Origin of the sequence: Variovorax stachyos (assembly GCF_051400855.1) — a bacterium.
Lineage (GTDB): Bacteria > Pseudomonadota > Gammaproteobacteria > Burkholderiales > Burkholderiaceae_C > Variovorax.
Genome location: NZ_JBLFFN010000005.1, coordinates 336,199 through 353,872, shown reverse-complemented (window position 1 = coordinate 353,872; position 17,674 = coordinate 336,199). Strand labels below are relative to the sequence as shown.

The 17,674-nt window shown below is 67.6% G+C and carries 20 protein-coding genes and 2 tRNA genes; 12 read left to right on the top strand and 10 right to left on the bottom strand.

Annotated elements, in window-relative coordinates; translation table 11 throughout:
* Positions 1 to 15: 15 nt before the first annotated feature.
* A complete protein-coding gene (locus ACMGEZ_RS12140) occupies positions 16 to 885 on the bottom strand; it encodes a GNAT family N-acetyltransferase (RefSeq protein WP_436822511.1) in 870 nt (289 codons plus the stop codon).
* A gap of 142 nt (positions 886 to 1,027) precedes the next feature.
* Between ACMGEZ_RS12140 and ACMGEZ_RS12135 the strand changes: the two genes are divergently transcribed.
* From ACMGEZ_RS12135 to ACMGEZ_RS12125, 3 genes are all read left to right on the top strand, one after another.
* Complete coding sequence (locus tag ACMGEZ_RS12135; protein ID WP_436822510.1) at positions 1,028 to 2,710, top strand: FAD-dependent oxidoreductase; 1,683 nt, start codon at positions 1,028 to 1,030, stop codon at positions 2,708 to 2,710.
* Between the two features lie 98 nt (positions 2,711 to 2,808).
* Entirely contained in the window at positions 2,809 to 3,513 is a 705-nt protein-coding gene (locus tag ACMGEZ_RS12130; protein WP_436822509.1) for a glutathione binding-like protein, read from the top strand.
* 42 nt (positions 3,514 to 3,555) lie between these two features.
* A tRNA-Pro gene (locus tag ACMGEZ_RS12125) sits at positions 3,556 to 3,632 on the top strand.
* Between the two features lie 76 nt (positions 3,633 to 3,708).
* On the opposite strand, the gene ACMGEZ_RS12120 is transcribed toward ACMGEZ_RS12125, so the two are convergent.
* Together ACMGEZ_RS12120 and ACMGEZ_RS12115 are read right to left on the bottom strand one after the other, a co-directional pair.
* Positions 3,709 to 3,906, bottom strand: a complete 198-nt coding sequence (locus ACMGEZ_RS12120) for a hypothetical protein (RefSeq protein WP_436822508.1) — start codon at positions 3,904 to 3,906, stop codon at positions 3,709 to 3,711.
* A gap of 54 nt (positions 3,907 to 3,960) precedes the next feature.
* Complete coding sequence (locus ACMGEZ_RS12115) at positions 3,961 to 4,152, bottom strand: hypothetical protein (RefSeq protein ID WP_436822507.1); 192 nt, start codon at positions 4,150 to 4,152, stop codon at positions 3,961 to 3,963.
* 128 nt (positions 4,153 to 4,280) lie between these two features.
* On the opposite strand from ACMGEZ_RS12115, the gene ACMGEZ_RS12110 reads away from it, so the two are divergent.
* The 5 genes from ACMGEZ_RS12110 to ACMGEZ_RS12090 all read left to right on the top strand — a co-directional run bounded on the left by ACMGEZ_RS12110 (position 4,281) and on the right by ACMGEZ_RS12090 (position 7,792).
* A tRNA-Arg gene (locus ACMGEZ_RS12110) sits at positions 4,281 to 4,357 on the top strand.
* A gap of 29 nt (positions 4,358 to 4,386) precedes the next feature.
* Positions 4,387 to 5,019, top strand: a complete 633-nt coding sequence (locus ACMGEZ_RS12105; RefSeq protein WP_436822506.1) for a 2-keto-4-pentenoate hydratase — start codon at positions 4,387 to 4,389, stop codon at positions 5,017 to 5,019.
* Positions 5,006 to 5,683 carry a hypothetical protein gene (locus ACMGEZ_RS12100; RefSeq protein WP_436822505.1) on the top strand — a complete coding sequence of 226 codons (678 nt, stop codon included), beginning with the start codon at positions 5,006 to 5,008 and terminating at the stop codon, positions 5,681 to 5,683. The genes ACMGEZ_RS12105 and ACMGEZ_RS12100 overlap by 14 nt, the downstream gene beginning before the upstream one ends.
* A gap of 133 nt (positions 5,684 to 5,816) precedes the next feature.
* On the top strand, positions 5,817 to 6,878 hold the full coding sequence (locus ACMGEZ_RS12095) for an ABC transporter ATP-binding protein (protein ID WP_436822504.1): 1,062 nt from the start codon (positions 5,817 to 5,819) through the stop codon (positions 6,876 to 6,878).
* A gap of 20 nt (positions 6,879 to 6,898) precedes the next feature.
* Positions 6,899 to 7,792: a fumarylacetoacetate hydrolase family protein gene (locus ACMGEZ_RS12090; protein WP_436822503.1), complete on the top strand. Its 894-nt coding sequence runs from the start codon at positions 6,899 to 6,901 to the stop codon at positions 7,790 to 7,792.
* Here ACMGEZ_RS12090 and xth read toward each other — a convergent pair.
* On the bottom strand, positions 7,735 to 8,676 hold the full coding sequence (gene xth, locus ACMGEZ_RS12085; protein ID WP_436822502.1) for an exodeoxyribonuclease III: 942 nt from the start codon (positions 8,674 to 8,676) through the stop codon (positions 7,735 to 7,737). The genes ACMGEZ_RS12090 and xth overlap by 58 nt on opposite strands.
* Between xth and ACMGEZ_RS12080 the strand changes: the two genes are divergently transcribed.
* Complete coding sequence (locus ACMGEZ_RS12080) at positions 8,591 to 9,202, top strand: DUF3761 domain-containing protein (RefSeq protein ID WP_436822501.1); 612 nt, start codon at positions 8,591 to 8,593, stop codon at positions 9,200 to 9,202. The genes xth and ACMGEZ_RS12080 overlap by 86 nt on opposite strands.
* A 72-nt stretch (positions 9,203 to 9,274) precedes the next feature.
* On the opposite strand, the gene ACMGEZ_RS12075 is transcribed toward ACMGEZ_RS12080, so the two are convergent.
* The 3 genes from ACMGEZ_RS12075 to ACMGEZ_RS12065 all read right to left on the bottom strand — a co-directional run bounded on the left by ACMGEZ_RS12075 (position 9,275) and on the right by ACMGEZ_RS12065 (position 11,971).
* Positions 9,275 to 11,251 carry an AsmA family protein gene (locus ACMGEZ_RS12075; RefSeq protein ID WP_436822500.1) on the bottom strand — a complete coding sequence of 659 codons (1,977 nt, stop codon included), beginning with the start codon at positions 11,249 to 11,251 and terminating at the stop codon, positions 9,275 to 9,277.
* Between the two features lie 91 nt (positions 11,252 to 11,342).
* The gene (locus ACMGEZ_RS12070; RefSeq protein WP_436822499.1) at positions 11,343 to 11,576 is read right to left on the bottom strand and encodes a hypothetical protein; all 234 of its coding nucleotides are present in this window, start codon (positions 11,574 to 11,576) and stop codon (positions 11,343 to 11,345) included.
* Entirely contained in the window at positions 11,576 to 11,971 is a 396-nt protein-coding gene (locus tag ACMGEZ_RS12065; protein ID WP_436822498.1) for a cupin domain-containing protein, read from the bottom strand. Before ACMGEZ_RS12065 ends, ACMGEZ_RS12070 begins: the two co-directional genes overlap by 1 nt.
* Positions 11,972 to 12,199: 228 nt before the next feature.
* On the opposite strand from ACMGEZ_RS12065, the gene glgX reads away from it, so the two are divergent.
* Positions 12,200 to 14,347: a glycogen debranching protein GlgX gene (gene glgX / locus ACMGEZ_RS12060; RefSeq protein WP_436822497.1), complete on the top strand. Its 2,148-nt coding sequence runs from the start codon at positions 12,200 to 12,202 to the stop codon at positions 14,345 to 14,347.
* Positions 14,348 to 14,399: 52 nt separating this feature from the next.
* Positions 14,400 to 14,945 carry a DUF421 domain-containing protein gene (locus ACMGEZ_RS12055; protein ID WP_436822496.1) on the top strand — a complete coding sequence of 182 codons (546 nt, stop codon included), beginning with the start codon at positions 14,400 to 14,402 and terminating at the stop codon, positions 14,943 to 14,945.
* Between the two features lie 20 nt (positions 14,946 to 14,965).
* Here ACMGEZ_RS12055 and ACMGEZ_RS12050 read toward each other — a convergent pair whose 3' ends face one another.
* Both ACMGEZ_RS12050 and ACMGEZ_RS12045 read right to left on the bottom strand, forming a co-directional pair.
* Positions 14,966 to 15,175, bottom strand: a complete 210-nt coding sequence (locus ACMGEZ_RS12050) for a hypothetical protein (protein ID WP_436822495.1) — start codon at positions 15,173 to 15,175, stop codon at positions 14,966 to 14,968.
* 171 nt (positions 15,176 to 15,346) lie between these two features.
* A complete protein-coding gene (locus tag ACMGEZ_RS12045; protein WP_436822494.1) occupies positions 15,347 to 16,171 on the bottom strand; it encodes a crotonase/enoyl-CoA hydratase family protein in 825 nt (274 codons plus the stop codon).
* Between the two features lie 98 nt (positions 16,172 to 16,269).
* Here ACMGEZ_RS12045 and ACMGEZ_RS12040 point away from each other — a divergent pair, with 98 nt between their 5' ends.
* Positions 16,270 to 16,659, top strand: a complete 390-nt coding sequence (locus ACMGEZ_RS12040; protein WP_436822493.1) for a DUF488 domain-containing protein — start codon at positions 16,270 to 16,272, stop codon at positions 16,657 to 16,659.
* A gap of 24 nt (positions 16,660 to 16,683) precedes the next feature.
* Here the strand turns inward: ACMGEZ_RS12040 and ACMGEZ_RS12035 are convergent, their stop codons facing one another.
* Positions 16,684 to 17,586, bottom strand: a complete 903-nt coding sequence (locus ACMGEZ_RS12035; RefSeq protein ID WP_436822492.1) for an SDR family oxidoreductase — start codon at positions 17,584 to 17,586, stop codon at positions 16,684 to 16,686.
* Positions 17,587 to 17,674 lie beyond the last annotated feature (88 nt).

Here is a 17,674-nt window from a genome sequence, read left to right as displayed (position 1 = left end):
GCTCTCCCGACGCTGTCAATTGCCCAGGAAATGCTTGCGGTAGCGCGCCGGCAGGTCTTCGATGCGCATCAGCATCGGCAGATCGGCGGTGTTGAAGTCCGGATCCCAGGCCGGCGGGCCGAGCACCTTGGCACCCAGCCGCAGGTAGCCCTTGATCAGGGCCGGCGGCTCGATGTCCAGGTCGCCATCGAGGCGGTGCACCGGCAGCGGCAGGCGCGGCTGCACCTGGTACTGGATCGGCGCCATGTGCGTGGCCGAGAGCTGGCGCCAGATGCTGGCGGCGGCGTCGCCGCTGGTCACGCCGTTGAGCCACATCGGGATGCTGGCGCAGCCGATCATGGTGTCGAGCTTGTTGCGGTTCATGAAGGCCGCGAGCGCGCCCCACAATGCGAGGATCACGCCGCCCTGGCGATGGTCGGCATGCACGCAGCTGCGGCCCAGCTCGACCATGCGCTCGCGCAGGTCGCGCAGGCGCGTCAGGTCGAATTCGGTGTCGCTGTAGGTGCTGCCCACGCGGCGGGCCTGGGCGGGCGTCAGCACGCGGTAGGTGCCGATCACCTGGCGCGTGGCCTCGTCGCGCACCAGCAGGTGCTCGCAGAAGTCGTCGAACAGGTCGACGTCGTGGCCTTCGAGCGTGGTGTTCAGGCGCGCACCCATTTCACCGGCGAACACGGCATAGCGCAGGCGCTGCGCGGCACGAACGTCGTCCTGGTGGCGCGCCCAGCTCACGCTGATGCCGCCGCGGCCGGCGTCGATCGCCTCCGGCAGGGTGACGGGTGCCGCAGGCACGGGAACGGTCGCCGGCGTGCGGCCCTGGGCTGGCCACAGGGCGGCGCGCAATCCCAGCTGCGAGAACGGAAACGTCGGCGTGGGCAGTTCTTTCATGCGGGAACCCTTTCTGCCGACGGAGTCTGTGAGCCCGCAGTGAAACACGCGTGTCACTCCGATGGCAGTTGCATGACGTGTCGCGCGAGCCCGGACTTTGGGCGTCTAATGCCAGGCGATCCGCTTCCAGGAGTTTTTGTAAATGACGGCCGAATCCCCCTCCAGCACCATCGAAACCCGCCGCCACCAGATGTTTCCGACGCTGGCCGCAGCCGATATCGAGCGCGTCCGGCGCTTCGGTACCCCGCGGCGCTACGCGACCGGCGACTGCCTCTTTCGTGCCGGCGAACCCGGCCCGGGCATGTTCGTGGTGCTCGAGGGCATCGTGGCGATCACGCAACGCGACGGGCTGGGCCGCGTGGTGCCCATCGAGCGCCAGGGGCCCGGCCAGTTCCTGGCCGAGATCGCACAGCTCTCGGGCCGCCCTGCCCTCGTCGACGGCCATGCGGACGAGGATGTCGAAGCCCTGCTGGTCCCGCCCGAGCAGCTGCGTGCGCTCATCATCGCGGAGGCCGACCTCGGCGAGCGCCTGGTGCGCGCCATGATCCTGCGCCGCGTCGCGCTGATCGAATCGGGCGGCAGCGGCCCGGTGCTGATCGGGCCGCCGCAATCGGCCCCCTTGCTGCGGCTGCAGAACTTCCTGCGGCGCAACGGCCACCCCTACCACGTGGTCGACGCCACGCAGGACGCCGATGCCCAGGCCCTCCTGGAGCAATACGGTGAGGCCGAGCTCCTGGTGGTCTGCCCCGACGGCTCGGTCGTCTCCAACCCGAGCGAGAACGCCCTGGCGCTGTGCCTCGGCATGGTCGACTCCGTCGCGCACGACGACCTGTTCGACCTGCTGGTGGTGGGCGCCGGTCCGGCGGGCCTCGCAACCGCCGTCTACGCAGCCTCCGAAGGCCTGCGCGTGATGACCATCGATTGCCGCTCCTTCGGCGGCCAAGCCGGCGCCAGCGCGCGCATCGAGAACTACCTGGGCTTTCCGACCGGCATCTCTGGCGGCGCCCTGGCGGGCCGCGCCTTCGTCCAGGCGCAGAAGTTCGGCGTCGAGATGCTGATCCCCGCGCAGGCCGCCTCCATGGACTGCAGCGCCGCCGAAAGCCGCGGCGAGATCTCGGTCCGCCTCGCCGACGGCCGGCGGCTGCGCGCGAGGACCGTGGTCATCGCCAGCGGCGCCCGCTACCGCCGCCCCGAAGTGCCGCGCCTGGCCGATTTCGAAGGCCGCGGCATCTGGTACTGGGCCTCCGCGCTGGAAGCCAAGCTGTGCGCCCAGCAGGAGGTGGCCCTGGTCGGCGGCGGCAACTCGGCGGGCCAGGCTGCGGTCTTCCTTTCACAGCATGTGAGCAAGCTCAACCTGCTGGTGCGCGGCCCGTCGCTCGCGGCGACCATGTCGCGCTACCTGATCGATCGCATCGAGGCCACGCCCAACATCGAGCTCCATCCGTACACCGAGCTGATCCACCTGCATGGCGAGCCCGAATCGGGACTCAACGGTGCCAGCTGGCGCGACCGCCAGACCGGCGCCGAGTACCAGTGCCCGGCCCGCAACATCTTCCTGTTCATCGGCGCCGTGCCGGAAACCGACTGGCTCGAGGGCTGCGGGGTCGCGGTCGACAAGCATGGCTTCGTGCTCACGGGCGAGGCGGCGCGCGGCGGTTTTCCGGCCCGCCCTGCCGCCGCGCTGGAAACCAGCGTGCCGGGTGTGTTCGCCGTCGGCGACGTGCGCTCGGGCTCGGTCAAGCGCGTGGGCGGCGCCATCGGCGAAGGCGCCGCGGCGGTCGCGCTGATCCACAAGCACCTGGCGCCGAGCGCGGTCACGGCCTGAATGGCGGCACGGCGGCGGCCGGCTTCCGGCAGGCGCCCTGCATGAAAGACCGCCGCCCGCTATGCTGGCCGGCCGTCTTTCATCCGTGGAACCCTCGCATGCCCCAAGCCCCCATCGACGTCTATTCCTGGCCCACGCCCAACGGCCACAAGATCCACATCATGCTGGAGGAGTGCGGCCTGCCCTACCGCGCGCACCCCGTCAACATCGGCAAGGGCGACCAGTTCGAGCCGGGCTTCCTCAAGATCAGCCCCAACAACAAGATCCCGGCCATCACCGACCCCGAGGGCCCGGACGGCAAGCCGATATCGCTTTTCGAGTCGGGCGCCATCCTGGTCTACCTGGCGGGCAAGACCGGCCGCTTCATGCCTGCGAGCGACCGGGAGCGCTACGAGGTGCTCCAGTGGCTGATGTTCCAGATGGGCGGCGTCGGCCCGATGCTCGGCCAGGCCCATCACTTCCGGCTCTACGCGCCCGAGAAGATCCCCTACGCGATCGACCGCTACACCAATGAGGCGCGGCGGCTGTACGGCGTGATCGACAAGCAGCTCTCGAACCATGCCTTCATCGCCGGGGACAGCTACTCGATTGCCGACATCGCCATCTTCCCGTGGCTGCGCAACTGGGAGGGCCAGGGCATCGTGCTGACCGATTTCCCGCACCTCAAGAAGTGGTTCGAGGGCATCGCCGCCCGGCCCGCCGTGCAGCGCGGCGTCAAGGTGCTGGCGGACCTGCGACAGCCCATCACGGGCGACAAGGAACGCGAGGTCCTGTTCGGCAAGAAGCAGTACGAACGTCGCTGAGGGCGTAGGACGGCCCGGCGCAGGCTAGAATCGCAGGCTCGTCGGGGTGTAGCGCAGCCTGGTAGCGCATCTGCTTTGGGAGCAGAGGGTCGAAGGTTCGAATCCTTTCGCCCCGACCAACAACCAAGTGAACGCCGGCATGGACTCAGGTCTGTGCCGGCGTTTTGCTTGTCGGTGGACCGAACTCCTCCACGCTCAGGCCTTTCTTGCGCGCTCGATCGCCCGCGAGATGCGTGCTGCGCGCTTTACCGGCTTCCTAGGCCCGAAGAGGCCGGCTGCGGCGGGCGCCGGCGGGTCGAGCACCCGCTCCATGCCTTGAGCGAAGGTCCGGCAGGCCCGCTCGAACTCGGCGACCGCCTGGAGATACTCGCGACGCGCAGCTTTCGTGCTCATGGCCGGAAGGTACCCCAATTGCCGGATCGCCGCCAATGCTTCACCGGCACGCCCTTAGCTGGCCGGAAACTGATCCGGCATCGGCTCGGGCGGCGGCGATGGCGGATCCTTCTCGGCCCGCTTGCCGCGACCCAGGTCCTCGATCATCTTCTCGCCCACGGGATCCGGGCCGTCGAGGGGGATCGATTCCTCGAAGGCAATTTCCGGTTCCTCGTTGGGCGTCGCACGGGTGGTGTTGGTAGTCATGTGTGGAACTCCGTCTGGAATTGCACCTTGGCGCCCGATGCGGAGGCGACGCCTCGGGCAAACTCCTCAGACCCTGTCGGCCGCCGCCGACGCGGTGCCGGCGCACCGTAAAATCGCGCACCTTCTCACTGCCCGTAGCTCAGTTGGATAGAGCATCGGCCTTCTAAGCCGAATGTCGGGGGTTCGATTCCCTCCGGGCAGGCCAGCCACTTTCATTGCGGCAACGCCGCTCATGTGGATTCCGGCATATCGCCGGCCGCCGAGGTGATCTCGGCGCCCCTGTTCGACATCGGCTGTATGGCTTCCGACACCGTCCTCGCGGACACCGCGCTGCTGCGCGACGGCGTCGAATGCGAACTGGCCTTGCGCATCGACCACCCCCTGCCCTTCGGCGGCTGCACGCGCGACGACGTGATGGCAGCCATGGGCGCTGTCATGCCGGCCTTCGAGTTGCTGTGCAGCCGGCTGCCGGCCAGGTTCGCCTCGCCGCGCGAACACATCGTGGCGGACTGCATGGGCCACGGCGCGGTGGTGCTCGGTGCGCCGTTGCGCGACTGGCGCACGCTGGAGTTCGACAAGCTGCGCGTGACGCTGTGGGCCGACGACGCGCCCGTGGCTGACAAGCAGGGCGGCAATCCCTTTGGAGACCCGCTTCTCGCGGTCGCCCTGCTCGCCAACCATCTAGCGCGGCGCGGCCAGGCCCTGGCGGCCGGGACTTTCGTGCTGGCCGGTTCGCATACCGGCGTCCATCGTGCGCGGCCTGGCGAGCGGCTGCGCTGTGTTTTCGAAGGGATCGGCGAAGTCGCGCTCAACCTGCGTGAGGCCGCGCCCACAACATCCGAGGAGCAGACCCATGCTGGCAGGTGAAGGTGCAGTGGCTATCTGGAACGATATCGCCGAGGCCGGGCGCGCGGAGTTTTACGCCTGGCATCTGCACGAGCACATGCCCGAGCGCGTGGGCATTCCAGGCTTTGTGCGAGGGCGCCGCTATCGTGCCGCCGACGCAGCGACGCAGCCGGAGTTCTTCACCCTGTACGAAACGTGGAGCTTCCAGGTTCTCCAGGGCAGCGACTACCTGGCGCGCCTGAACGATCCCTCGGATTGGACGCGTTCGGCCACGGCACATTTCCAGACGACCACGCGCTCGCTTACGCGCGTGGTGACCAGCCACGGCGTGGGCTCGGGTGGCGCGATGCTGACCGTGCGCTTCGATATCGCGGACGAGGCGGTGGACGACGTGGTGCCGCGCCTCACCTCGGCGCTGGAAGCTGCTGCGCGGCTGCCGCGCATCAGCGGTGCGCACCTGCTGGGCTCCGACGCCGGCATGTCGGGCCAGTCCACCGCCGAAAGCAAGGGTCGCAAGGACCTGCAGGCGCCGGCGCGCTGGGTGCTGCTGCTGGAGGCCTGCGACGCCGACGCTCTTGGCGCGGCTCTGGCGCTACTGCAAGAGTCGGCCGAATTGCAAGACGCGGCCGTAGGCCGCTACCTGCATGAACACACGCGGCTGAAGACCGCCTGGCAAGCGGGATGAGCGAGCACAGGTGCCGGGCGTTCCGCACGGCTTCATGAAGATGCAAAGCCGTGTGCCTGCGGCTGCGGCGGCATTGCGGCACGCGGCCGATTTCGCGCGACGACACCATCCCTTTTGAACAAGGAATTCCTCAATGGCAACAGTTGAAATCCAGGACGCAGCCAAGTCCTTCGGCAGCACGCGGGTGATCCGGGGCGTGAGCATCGACATCCGTGACGGCGAATTCGTGGTGCTGGTCGGTCCCTCGGGCTGCGGCAAGTCCACGCTGCTGCGCATGATCGCGGGGCTGGAGCGCATCGATGCCGGCGAGATCCGCATCGGCGGGCGCCGCATGAACGGCCTGCCGCCCAAGGAGCGCGACATCGCCATGGTGTTCCAGAACTACGCGCTGTACCCGCACCTGACCGTGGCGGACAACCTCGCGTTCTCGCTGAAACTGCGCCATGCGCCGCAGCAGGATATCGAGCAGCGCGTGGCGAAAGCGGCCAAGATCCTCGGGCTGGAGCCGCTGCTGGCGCGGCTGCCCAAGCAGCTCTCCGGCGGCCAGCGCCAACGCGTCGCCATGGGCTGCGCCATCGTGCGCGATCCGCAGGTCTTCCTGTTCGATGAACCGCTGTCCAACTTGGACGCCAAGCTGCGCGTGCAGATGCGCACCGAGATTCGCGAACTGCACCAGCGCCTGAACGCCACCACCGTCTACGTCACGCACGACCAGATCGAGGCGATGACGATGGCCGACAAGATCGTGGCCATGCACGACGGCGTGGTGGAACAGGTGGGCACGCCGCTGGAGCTGTACGACCGGCCGCGCAATGTCTTCGTCGCCAGCTTCATCGGCTCGCCGGCGATGAACCTGCTTCCCGCCAAGGTCAACGGCCAGGGCGTCGCGGACGACGCGGGCAACCACTGGGCCGTGCCCCGCGTGCCGGCCACGAGCGGCCAGACCCTTACGCTGGGCGTGCGGCCCGAGCACCTGCGGCTGGACGACGCGGGCCTGCAGGCGCGGGTGCAGGTCGTGGAGACCACCGGCTCGGAGACGCACCTCGTTGCCGATGCGGGAGGCACCAGGCTCACCTGTGTGCTGCGCGAACGTGTCAGCGTGCGTCCGGGCGACCAGGTGCGCCTGGGCGTGGACAGCGCGCATTTGCATCTTTTCCGCGCGGACTCGGGCGAGCGGCTCGAGCCGGTGCACTGAATCCGAAAGGAACACGAGAAATGAAACTCGTCCGATTCGGTGCTCGCGGCAGCGAGAAGCCTGGCGTGATCGATGCTCAAGGTGTCGTGCGCGACCTCTCCGGTGTCGTGCCGGACATCGATGCCGGCACGCTGTCGCCGCCGGCGCTGGCGCGCCTGCGCGAGATCGACCCCGCCCAACTACCGGCCGCACCCGCCGGCGTGCGGTTGGGCGCGTGCGTGGGCAGCATCCCCAACCTGGTTTGCATCGGCCTCAACTACTCCGACCACGCGGCGGAAACCAACACGCCCATTCCTTCACAGCCCATCGTGTTCAACAAGCACACCGGCGCTGCGGCCGGGCCCAACGACGCGCTGATCCTCGCGCCCGGTTCGGCCAAGCTGGACTGGGAGGTGGAGCTTGCGGTAGTGATAGGCACGCCGGCGTGGCACGTGCGCGAGGAGGATGCCTTGCGCCACGTCGCGGGCTACTGCCTGTGCAACGACGTGTCCGAGCGCACCTGGCAGATCGAATACGAAGGCCAGTGGACCAAGGGCAAGAGCTACTACGGCTATGCACCCTTGGGCCCGTGGCTGGTGACCGCCGAAGAAGTACCCGACCCGCAGGACGTCGACCTGTGGCTGGAGGTCAATGGCGTGCGGCGCCAGAGCGGCAACACGCGCACGCAGATCTTTGGCGTCGCGCACATCGTGTCCTACCTGAGCCGCTTCATGGCCTTGCAGGCCGGCGACGTGATCGCCACCGGAACGCCGCCGGGCGTGGGGCTGGGCCACAAGCCGCCGCTGTTCCTGAAGACCGGCGACCGCGTCGCGCTGGGCAGCCGGCTGCTGGGCGAGCAGCGCCAGAGCGTGGTGGCTTATGACGACGAAGCCATAGGGGCGCGCTGGCGCGAAGCGCGCCTGCCGGAGCTTTGATGGCGCAGGAGAGCGGGCCGACGCAAGAAGAAGACGCGCCGCTGCTGTTTCGCAGCGATGAGGCGCGCCCGTATCGGGTGGACAGCACCGACCGATTTCAGTGATTCAGTGGACTCGTCCCGCAGGTCCACCCAGACCGGAGCGTGGTCGCTCGGCTTCTCGCGCCCGCGGTGTTCCGCATCGACGCCCGAAGCCTGAAGCCGGCTTCCGAGGCCGGGACTGAGCAAAAGGAAGTCCATCCGGAATCCGGCGTTGCGGCGGAATGCGTGGTCGTTGACCCAGAACGTGTACAGCTCCCCGCGCCCCTTCGGGTTCAGGGAGCGTGCGCTGTCGATCCAGCCTTGGGCGAGCAGCCGCTGGTACGCGTCTCTCGTTTCGGGCTGCAGCACGGCGTCGAAGCGCCAGGAGCCTGCGTTGTAGATGTCCTCGTTGGTCGGGACCACATTGAAGTCTCCGCATAAAACGACGTCGCGACCGATCAGCGTGTTCGCGTGCGCGTTGAAGCGCTCGAACCACCGCAGCTTGTAGTCGAAGTTGTTGCTCGGAACCGGATTCCCGTTCGGCAAGTAGACGGACGCCACTCGCACGGTACCGACGTCAGCCTCGAGGTATCTCGCCTGGCCATCGGCGTCGTCGTCGGGAAGTCCGCGCCGAACGAGTGCCGGAGCGGCGCGTCGAGACACGATTGCGACGCCGTGGTGCCGCGGCTGGCCGTGCCAGATGACGTGGTAGCCCGCCGCTTCCAGCGGTTCGTGGGGAAAGGTCGCATCGCCCGTCTTGATTTCCTGCAGACAGACGATGTCCGGCTCGGCCTCCTGCAGCCAGTCGAGAAGACGTGGCATCCGGCCCTTGATGCCGTTGACGTTGAATGTCGCAACCTTCATGGCTTACGTGGAAGACGCAGCGGTGCGCTCAGGCAACGCGTCGGCCACGCCGTTCGCCATTCTCCGGGATTCGTCTGGCGCATGGGCATCGTTGTGCCAAGACATACAGCGAGCAGGATGTCCTACGCAGAAGCGCAACCAAGACTGGCGCCGCGGCCTTCTCGATCGAGGAAGAAAAGCCCATCAGGATGCGCCAAGGAGTTCAGTCATGCGCTATCGGCCGGTTCTTCTCATCTGCTCATCCCTTCTTTGCCTTGCAGCCCAGGCACAGGCGCCTGCGAAGGCGCCTGCGGGCAGCACGGCGCTATGCAAGGATGGCACCTACTCGAGCGCCGCCAAGAGGTCTGACGCGTGCGCCGGGCATCGGGGGGTCAGGACGTGGTACGGAGCCGCCGCTGCGGCAGTGCAGACCCAGTCTCCCGCGGTCAGCGCGACGGGCGCTGCGCCGAAGACGGGCGAGCCGTCCAAGACCCCTGCCACCCCGGAGAATCCCGTGAAGCCTGCGCCCACGGGAACTCAGAAATAGCGGTCCAGTCGAGGCTTCAACGTCGCCCGCGTTTGACGAACCCGTGCGGGCATCAGGCCCGCCTGCCATGCCCTACCTGCGCTTGCGCGGGGTCTTGGCCTGCTTGGCGGCCGGCGCCACCTGCCGCTGCACCGAGGCGCAATTCGTCTCCAGCCCCGGCCCGGTTTCCAGCAGCGGCAACAGCGCGGCGAGAGGCACCGTGGCGGCAAGTGCGAGCGCACCGCCCGCGCGCGCGACGAGCGGGCCCTTCTCGAGCTCGAAGTCCGGCTCCTTGAACGTGCCGAACAGACGCACGGGCGTGCGCAGCGACAGGATGCCGGGCTGCTTGGGCCTGGGGGCCACGGTGACGTCGAAGGTTTCCCGCGCCAGGTCGAAGCCGCCGCCGCCCACTATCTGGGTCTGCTCGGTGTCGACCACCAGCAAGGTGGCGACACCGCGGCCCTGCTTCACGTCGAAAGCGACCCCGCCGCAGTTCACGGCGATCTCGCGGTCGCCGCCGACCAGCAGCTGCAGCACCTTCCCGCCATGAAGACTGGTGGCCGCATCGATCAGGTTGGAAATGCGCCCGTTCGCAATCGTGAGCACGATGCGGCCGTCGGCCTTGGCCGCCGCATCCGCAATGGAGTTGCCCGTGCCCTTGAGCTGCAGGGTCCCGCCGACGAAGCCGGCCGCTTGCGCAATGCGCTTCTGCTTCGGCATCAGCCGGTCCAGGCGCACCCTCTGCAGGTTGATCTGCACGTCCGACCGGATCGTGGGCTCCCTCGCGTCGAGCCGGATGTGCGAGACGATCGCGCCGCCGGCAAAGCCGAACTCCACCGGCTTGAGCTCGAGCATCGCGTCGTACAGGCGCAGCGAGGCCCGCAGGCTCTCCAGCGGCAAGGCCTCGGGAACGATGAGCTTGGTGGCGTCCAGCGTCACTTCGGCGTCGATCTTCTGCAGCCGGCTGCCATCGAAGGAGCCCGACGGAAGAATATGGTTCGGATTCACCGCCTTGTGCTTCGCGGCCGCCGCCGGACGCGAGCGGGTCTCGGCCTGCGACAGCCGCGGCTTGCCGCCGGTGGCCTTGGTCTCGATGCCGACCATCGGCCCGAGGTCCGCCATGTTCAGCAGCTTGCTGTGCAGTTTGGCCGTCAGGAGCGGGCGCGGCTCCTTCTCGACGTAGGCCCCGGTGCCGGTGACGTCGGTCGAGCCGATCTTGCCGCGCAGGTCCTCCATGGTGTAGCGGTTGCCCTTCAGGACCAGGTGGCCTTGCAGCTGGTACGGCGGCGAGGCCGGCAGCGGCAGCAACAGGAAGGGGTACAGGTTGGCGAGCGTCTGCCCCTCGATGCGAAGCCGGGTGTCGATCGCGGAGATGTCGGCCGCGTCGGCAACCGTGCCTTCCACCTCGAGTTTCGTCGTTCCCGCGACGAGGTTGCCCTTGACCGGGAACGGAACGCCGGACTCCTGGAAGCTCAGCACCTCGCCGGTGAGCGCGGTCCCCGAAAAGGTTGCGTCGTGGTACTTGCCCTTGAAGGCGTACTGCGTGCTGTAGCGGACATTGCGCGGGGGCGCGTCGGCATCCTTGACCTTGGCCTGGCTCGCCGGGTCGAAGGTGCTGCCCTGGATCTCGATCTGGAAGGGCTCTCCGTGGTCGATGTAGCGCAGGCGCCCGTGATCGACCGACAGCGTGCTGATTCGCAGCTTGCTCGGCGAGGTGTCCGAAGGCTCGCCCAGCTTCCAGTTCTTGCGCTCGTCCTTCAGGCGCTCGAAGAGCAGGTCCGGGCGAGTGAGCGCCACGCGCGGCACCAGGATCTTGTCGGGCAGGTCGCGCAGCGAGACGGAGAACTCCAGCTTCTCGATGCGCGCCATGGCTTCCTCTTTGGACCAGTCGGGATTGCCGAAGAAAACCTCGCGCATCCGAATGGTGGGCGTGAGGCTCAGGGAAACGTCCAGGTCGGAGATGCGAAAGACGCGCTCCGTCTTGCCCGAGATGTAGCGCTCCAGCGGCCTGCGGAACCAGTTCCAATCGAACAGGATAGCCAGGACGATGAGCGCGAGTAGGGTCACCATCCAGAAAGGATGTCTGCGCGGGAATCCCTGCAGACCTGACTTCGTCATGGTGCGCTCCCCCCGGTTGGGGCAGCTTCAAGGGTTCATAGGCCTACTTGGTGGCGCCGCGGCGGGCTGGCTTCGCCGATCCGGCATCGTCCTTTGCAAACCGGGCCGCAAGCTCCATCCACTCGCTGTGGAGGACATCGATCTCGCCGAGCTTTCTCTCCATCGACTCGGCATCGAGCGGCCCGCCCGCCATGACGGCGTCCATCATGTCCCGGTGCTCGTCGGAAGCTCGCTTCCAGGCGTCGTAACACTCGCGGAGCTTGTCTGGGGTCGGCATCACGTTTTCTCCTGCTCGTCAGGTTGGCGCATGCGATTGCCGGCGCCGCCGCCATCCCCTGCGTCGCCGTCGTCCAGCAGCAGGGTGACCAATACGGCCGAGTCGACTCGAGCGCTGAGGGAATGGCGCTGTCGCGCCGGAAGAACGACCAGTTGCCCAGGCGCAAGCCGGCGCACGCCACCCGGCATCTTCACCTCCACGTCGCCTTCGATGCACTGGATCGTGCACTCGTCGTCCACGTGATGCTCCGGCTGGTCTCGGCGGGCAGGCAGGACGAGGTGCAGCAATTGCAGACGCTCCGTCTTCAGCAGGCTGGTGCTGACGGCATCGCGCACCTTGGACCCGAGCGGGCCGATGCCGATGACATCGAGGACTTGGGCATGAGGCAGGGCCATGGTCTTCTCGCAGGCGGGGTCACGTGGGGGTCACGACCAACATGCGACTGAATCTGGCCCGGCTGCCGGGAGGGGCCGGACAGAAAATGACGGAGGCTTCTGGAAGGCCAGTCCGACAAAGGCAGGCGGTAGTCGCGATCCCAACCTACGCGACGGCGGCCGTCCTGCTGCCCTCGGGACGGGGATGCCGAGGCGACCCTCGGCATTTTTGCTATTCCGTACCGCACCATGTCTTCGCAAGCCCCGCACCCCCTGTCCGTCCGGGAAGGTTCGCCTCATCCCCTGGGATCCACCTTCACGGGAGACGGGGTCAATTTCGCCGTGTTTTCCGCGCACGCCACGCGGGTGGACGTCTGCATCTTCGACGAGGCAGGGTCCACCGAGATCGGATGCGTCACCCTGCCCGAGTACACCGACGAGATCTGGCACGGCTTCGTGCCGGGCCTGCTGCCCGGCGCGCGCTACGGCCTGCGCGTGCACGGGCCCTACGAGCCCGAGAACGGGCATCGCTTCAATCACCACAAGCTGCTTCTCGACCCCTATGCCAAGGCGCACATGGGGGCGCTCAAGTGGGCGCCGGAAGTATTCGGCTACACCGTAGGTCATCCGGACGGGGACCTGAGCTTCGACGAACGCGACAGCGCACCGTTCGTGCCCAAGTGCGTGGTGGTCGATTCGCGCTTCGAGTGGACGCAGACGGATCGCCTGCGGGTGCCTTGGCAGGAGACGGTCTTCTACGAAACCCACCTGCGGGGCTTCACCATCAAGCATCCGGGCATCCCCGAGCATTTTCGCGGGACGTTCGCAGGCATGGCCTGCGACGAGGTCCTGCGCCCGATCCGCGACCTGGGGGTCACCAGCGTCGAGCTGCTGCCGGTGCAGATGTTCGTGACCCAGTCCTACCTGGAGGAAAAGAGGCTCAGCAACTACTGGGGCTACGACACGCTGGGCTTCTTCGCGTTGGAACAGCGCTACATGGATGGCCCCCACATCGACGAGTTCAAGCACATGGTCGACCGCTTCCATGCCCATGGCCTGGAGGTGATCCTGGACGTCGTCTACAACCATACCCCGGAGGGCAACGAGCTGGGGCCGACGCTGTCCTTCAAGGGCATCGACAACCGGAGCTACTACCGGCTCATGCCCGATGGCAACGGTTCTAGCCCGCGCTACTACGTGAACGACACCGGGACCGGGAACACGGTGAACCTGAGTCATCCCCGCGTGCTTCAGATGGTCATGGACAGCCTGCGCTACTGGGTCACCGAGATGAAGGTCGACGGCTTCCGCTTCGACCTCGCCACCATCCTTGCACGCGAGCCCGATGGCTTCGCGGAAAGGGGCGGCTTTCTCAAGAGCTGCCGCCAGGATCCCGTGCTGTCCAGCGTGAAGCTGGTCGCCGAGCCCTGGGACATCGGCCCCGGGGGCTACCAGGTCGGCGGCTTTCCGCCAGGGTGGGCCGAGTGGAACGACCAGTTTCGCGACACCGTGCGCGCGTACTGGAAGGGCGACGAAGGCACCGCCGCCCAGCTGGCCCAGCGCCTGACCGGAAGCGCAGACCGATTCAACAAGCGCGGACGCCGTCCCTGGGCAAGCGTCAACTTCATCAGTGCCCATGATGGCTTCACGCTCGCCGACACCACGAGCTACAACGACAAGCACAACGAGGCGAACGGCGAGGACAACCGCGACGGCCATTCGCACAACAGGTCCTGGAACTGCGGCGTCGAGGGGCCGACCGACGACCCGGCCGTGCTCGAGCTGCGGGCCCGGCAACAGCGCAACATGCTCGCCACGCTGCTGCTCTCGCAGGGCACCCCCATGCTGCTGGCCGGCGACGAGTTCGGCCGCAGCCAGCAAGGCAACAACAACGCGTACTGCCAGGACAACGAGATCTCCTGGGTGGACTGGCAGGCGGCCGAGGCTCCACCCGGGCGCACTCTAAGAGCCTTTACCGCGCGCCTCCTCGCGCTTCGGCGAGAACTGCCCGTGCTGCGGCGCAACCGGTTCCTGACCGGCCACTTTTTCGAGGAGCTCGCCGCGAAGGATTCGACGTGGCTCACGCCTGCCGGCGACGAAATGCAGCCGGCGCAATGGGAAGACAACCACACCCGCTCGTTCGCGCTGTTGCTGGACGGCCGCGCGCCGGTGTCGGCCCTGCCGGTCGCCGCGCACGATGTCAGCGTGCTGATCCTGATCAACGGATGGCACGAGCCGGTGCCGTTCGTGCTTCCGCCCGCCCCAGGTGAGGAAAATTGGCAACTCCGGATCGACACGACGGATCCGGCCCTCGGCAGCGACGGCGGCGGTGTTTTCGACCGCTACGTCACGACGGGTCGTTCGGTCGTGGTATTCGCCGCTTGCGCCCGCACGTGATCGAACCGGTTCGCCACGGACAAGTCGCCGCCGCCGGTGCATGATCGGCGCCATGTCCGACCTTGCCGCCCTCTTCTCTCTGGATTTTCCACCCTGGCAGATGGTGCTTCGGGGCACCGTGGTCTACTGGTTCCTGCTGGTCGTCTTTCGCTTTCTGTTGCGACGGGACGTCGGATCGATGGGCATGGCCGATCTGCTGTTCGTGGTGCTGGTGGCCGATGCGGCCAGCAACGCAATGCAGGGCGAGTACAAGACCATCGGCGACGGCCTGGTGCTGCTGTCGACCCTCATCGGCTGGAATGTCCTACTCGACTGGCTGAGCTATCGCTTCGAGGTCGTTTCGCGCCTGCTGGAGCCGCCGACCCAGATCCTCGTGCGGCATGGCAAGCCGGTGCACCGGATCCTGCGGCGCGAGAAGATCACGCTCGACGAGCTTGCCGGCAAGCTGCGCGAGCAGGGCGTGGAGCGCCTCGAGGACGTCCGAGTGGCACGGCTCGAGAGCGACGGCCAGCTCAGCGTGTTCAAGTATGGGCGGCGCAAGGAAGATGCACCGAAGCCATCGCAACACCGCAGCGCACGGCCCGGCGATACCCGCTGACAGGGGCCAGGGCGCTCAGGTCACGAGTCCCCGAGCCTTGGAAAGCGCTTCATCATGCTGCGCCCCAGCGGGGTGATGGCAGTGATGGTGGCCGGCGGCTGTTCATAGCCGTCCATGGTCCGCACGGGTCGGGGGATCGACGCCTTCACGTGGCCGGCGAGACTCAGCACGCGCAAGGCGTCGACGTCGGCACCGTTGTTGACGGCGATGGGCAGATCGTGCTCTGCCAAGCGATGAAGCAGTGAGATGGGCACACCGCGAGTATGCCGGGTCGCCTGCGCGACGCCGGGCATCCGAACGCAGAAGACGCAAGGAACGCAAAAAAACACACGAACCATTCCTGGCTTTCTTTCGCGAACTTTGCGAGACCTCCAGGTCCTTCGCGTATGGATATCCGATCGCTAGGGCTGCGGCCCGAAGCGCGGCGTGCGCCGCTCGATGTTGGCGCGCACGGCCTCGATCTGGTTGGCACTGCCGATCAGCGCCTTCTGCTCGACCGACTCGGCCAGCAGCAGGTCGGCCGCGCTATGCGCCATCGCGGCGTTCAGCAGGCGCTTGCCGGCGCGGATGGCGTCCGGGCTCTTCTGCGCGATCTCATGCGCCATCCGCAAGGCATCGGCCAGCGGATCGGTCGACACGCGCGTGGCGAAGCCCAGCGCCACCGCCTCCTCGCCGGAGAAGACGCGGCCGGTGAACGTGAGCTCGCGCACCACGTCGGTCCGCGCGAGCTCGCGCATCAGCACCATGCCGCCCATGTCGGGCACCAGGCCCCACTTGATCTCCATCACCGACAGCCGGGTGTCCGGCGCGACCAGCCGGATGTCGGCGCCCAGCGCCACCTGCAAGCCACCGCCGAAGGCCACGCCGTGCACGGCAGCGATCACCGGCACCGGCACCTCGCGCCAGACCATGGCGACCTGCTGCGCAGCGTTGGCGATGCCGTGGGTGCGCACCAGCAGGTCGGACACCGCATGCCGCCCGATGACGCCGCTGCCGGCACCCTGCTCCATGCGCTCGAAGGACTGCATGTCCAGCCCCGCGCAGAAGGCCTTGCCGCGGCCGGCGAGCACCACGGCGCGCACGCGCGCGTCCTGGCGCAGCTGCTCGCCGGCGTCGATCAGCGCGTCGAACATCGACGGGTCCAGCGCGTTCATCTTGTCGGCGCGTGCCAGCTGCAGCTCGACCACGCCATCAGGGTGGCGGATCGTTTCGATGCGTTCGTTCATGCAGAGTCTCCAGGTTTTTTCGGTGCAAGTATCGATGCTCGGCGATGATCGCGCCTGTCGCCCAGCCGGCACCACAGTACCTCGAGGAGGAGACATCCATGGCCATCCGCATCGTTCGTCTCGGCAGCGAGCGCGTCCCCGGCGAAGGCTTGCGCATCGGCGCCGTGCGCCGCCCGCCGCGCGGCGTGCCGAAGTCCGAATTCGCCTCGCAGAACTGGTACGACGTGTGGTACCCCAACCTCGCGCCCTCGGTCGAGACCATGAAGGCCGCCCAGGCCGCCGAGACGGCGGCGCAGTGGGCCGCCTTCGGACGCAAGTTCAAGGCCGAGATGGCCGAGCCCGAGGCCAGCCGCAGCCTGGACCTGCTGGCGGCGTTCTCGCACCAGAGCGCCTTCTCGATCGGCTGCTATTGCGAGGACGAGTCGCATTGCCACCGCTCCTTCCTGCGGGAACTGCTGAAGGCGCGTGGGGCGGAGATCGTGGACTAGCAGCGGGATCGGAACCCCGACCCCCTACCTTTGCGCCTTGTCCTTCTGGTTCTGGGCCTCGATGCGCTCGCGCGCTTCCTGCCATTGGGCGTCGCTCCATTCGCGCAGCTCGTAGAAGTTGCCGCCGGTGGCCAGGGCGTGAGCACCGTCCATCATGATGCTCTGGCCGGTGAGCCAGTCGCACTGGCCGGGGGCCATCAGGAAGGCGGCGAGGTTCTGCAGCTCGCTCATCCGGCCGGTGCGTGCCATCGGGTTGCGCAGCTTGCTGCGCGCGCCAGGTTCCTCGCCGGGATTGAGGCGCTTGCTCATGCCCTCGGTCGGGATCTCGCCCGGCCCGACCGCGTTGAGCCGGATTCCGTACCGCGCCCATTCGATGGCCAGCGACTTGGTCATCACCTCCACGCCAGCCTTGCTCATGGCCGAGGGCACGACATAGGGGCCGCCGTTGTCGACCCAGGTCACTATGATGCTCATGACACTGCGGTACGGATCGTCGGGCTGCCACTGCCCGGCCTTGGCCTCGGCGATCCAGCGCTTGCCCACCGCCTGGGTCACGTAGAAGCTGCCGTGAAAGACGATGTTGGCCACGGCATCGAAGGCGCGCGACGACAGGCTCTCCGTCGGCGCGACGAAGTTGCCGGCCGCGTTGTTGACCAGCCCGGTCAGCCCGCCGCTCTGCCAGAGCGCCTCGACCATCTCCTCCACGCTCTGCGCATTGCGGATGTCGACCCCGAAGGCGTCGACCTTGCGGCCCGGAAACTGCGTACGCCATTGCGCCGCCGTCTCCTCGACCACCGACTGGCGGCGGCCGCAGATCGCGACGTCCGCGCCCAGGCCCAGGAAGCGCTCGGCCATCGCCTTGCCGAGCCCGGTGCCGCCGCCGGTCACGAGAATCCGACGGCCGGCCATGAGATCGCTTTGGTACATGTGGGTCTCCTCGTTGAAAGAGCTGTGCAGGCACATCGTAGAGCGAGCCGGGCAAGCCGGTAAGCTCCCAAGGTGACAGCACGCCCAA

Bases quoted from the DNA above. Each gene is read 5' to 3' on its own strand.
- ACMGEZ_RS12140 (WP_436822511.1), bottom strand. From the start codon at position 885: ATGAAAGAACTGCCCACGCCGACGTTTCCGTTCTCGCAGCTGGGATTG.
- ACMGEZ_RS12135 (WP_436822510.1), top strand. From the start codon at position 1,028: ATGACGGCCGAATCCCCCTCCAGCACCATCGAAACCCGCCGCCACCAG.
- ACMGEZ_RS12130 (WP_436822509.1), top strand. From the start codon at position 2,809: ATGCCCCAAGCCCCCATCGACGTCTATTCCTGGCCCACGCCCAACGGC.
- ACMGEZ_RS12120 (WP_436822508.1), bottom strand. From the start codon at position 3,906: ATGAGCACGAAAGCTGCGCGTCGCGAGTATCTCCAGGCGGTCGCCGAG.
- ACMGEZ_RS12115 (WP_436822507.1), bottom strand. From the start codon at position 4,152: ATGACTACCAACACCACCCGTGCGACGCCCAACGAGGAACCGGAAATT.
- ACMGEZ_RS12100 (WP_436822505.1), top strand. From the start codon at position 5,006: ATGCTGGCAGGTGAAGGTGCAGTGGCTATCTGGAACGATATCGCCGAG.
- ACMGEZ_RS12095 (WP_436822504.1), top strand. From the start codon at position 5,817: ATGGCAACAGTTGAAATCCAGGACGCAGCCAAGTCCTTCGGCAGCACG.
- ACMGEZ_RS12090 (WP_436822503.1), top strand. From the start codon at position 6,899: ATGAAACTCGTCCGATTCGGTGCTCGCGGCAGCGAGAAGCCTGGCGTG.
- ACMGEZ_RS12080 (WP_436822501.1), top strand. From the start codon at position 8,591: ATGTCCGGCTCGGCCTCCTGCAGCCAGTCGAGAAGACGTGGCATCCGG.
- xth (WP_436822502.1), bottom strand. From the start codon at position 8,676: ATGAAGGTTGCGACATTCAACGTCAACGGCATCAAGGGCCGGATGCCA.
- ACMGEZ_RS12075 (WP_436822500.1), bottom strand. From the start codon at position 11,251: ATGGTGACCCTACTCGCGCTCATCGTCCTGGCTATCCTGTTCGATTGG.
- ACMGEZ_RS12070 (WP_436822499.1), bottom strand. From the start codon at position 11,576: ATGCCGACCCCAGACAAGCTCCGCGAGTGTTACGACGCCTGGAAGCGA.
- ACMGEZ_RS12065 (WP_436822498.1), bottom strand. From the start codon at position 11,971: ATGGCCCTGCCTCATGCCCAAGTCCTCGATGTCATCGGCATCGGCCCG.
- glgX (WP_436822497.1), top strand. From the start codon at position 12,200: ATGTCTTCGCAAGCCCCGCACCCCCTGTCCGTCCGGGAAGGTTCGCCT.
- ACMGEZ_RS12055 (WP_436822496.1), top strand. From the start codon at position 14,400: ATGTCCGACCTTGCCGCCCTCTTCTCTCTGGATTTTCCACCCTGGCAG.
- ACMGEZ_RS12045 (WP_436822494.1), bottom strand. From the start codon at position 16,171: ATGAACGAACGCATCGAAACGATCCGCCACCCTGATGGCGTGGTCGAG.
- ACMGEZ_RS12040 (WP_436822493.1), top strand. From the start codon at position 16,270: ATGGCCATCCGCATCGTTCGTCTCGGCAGCGAGCGCGTCCCCGGCGAA.
- ACMGEZ_RS12035 (WP_436822492.1), bottom strand. From the start codon at position 17,586: ATGTACCAAAGCGATCTCATGGCCGGCCGTCGGATTCTCGTGACCGGC.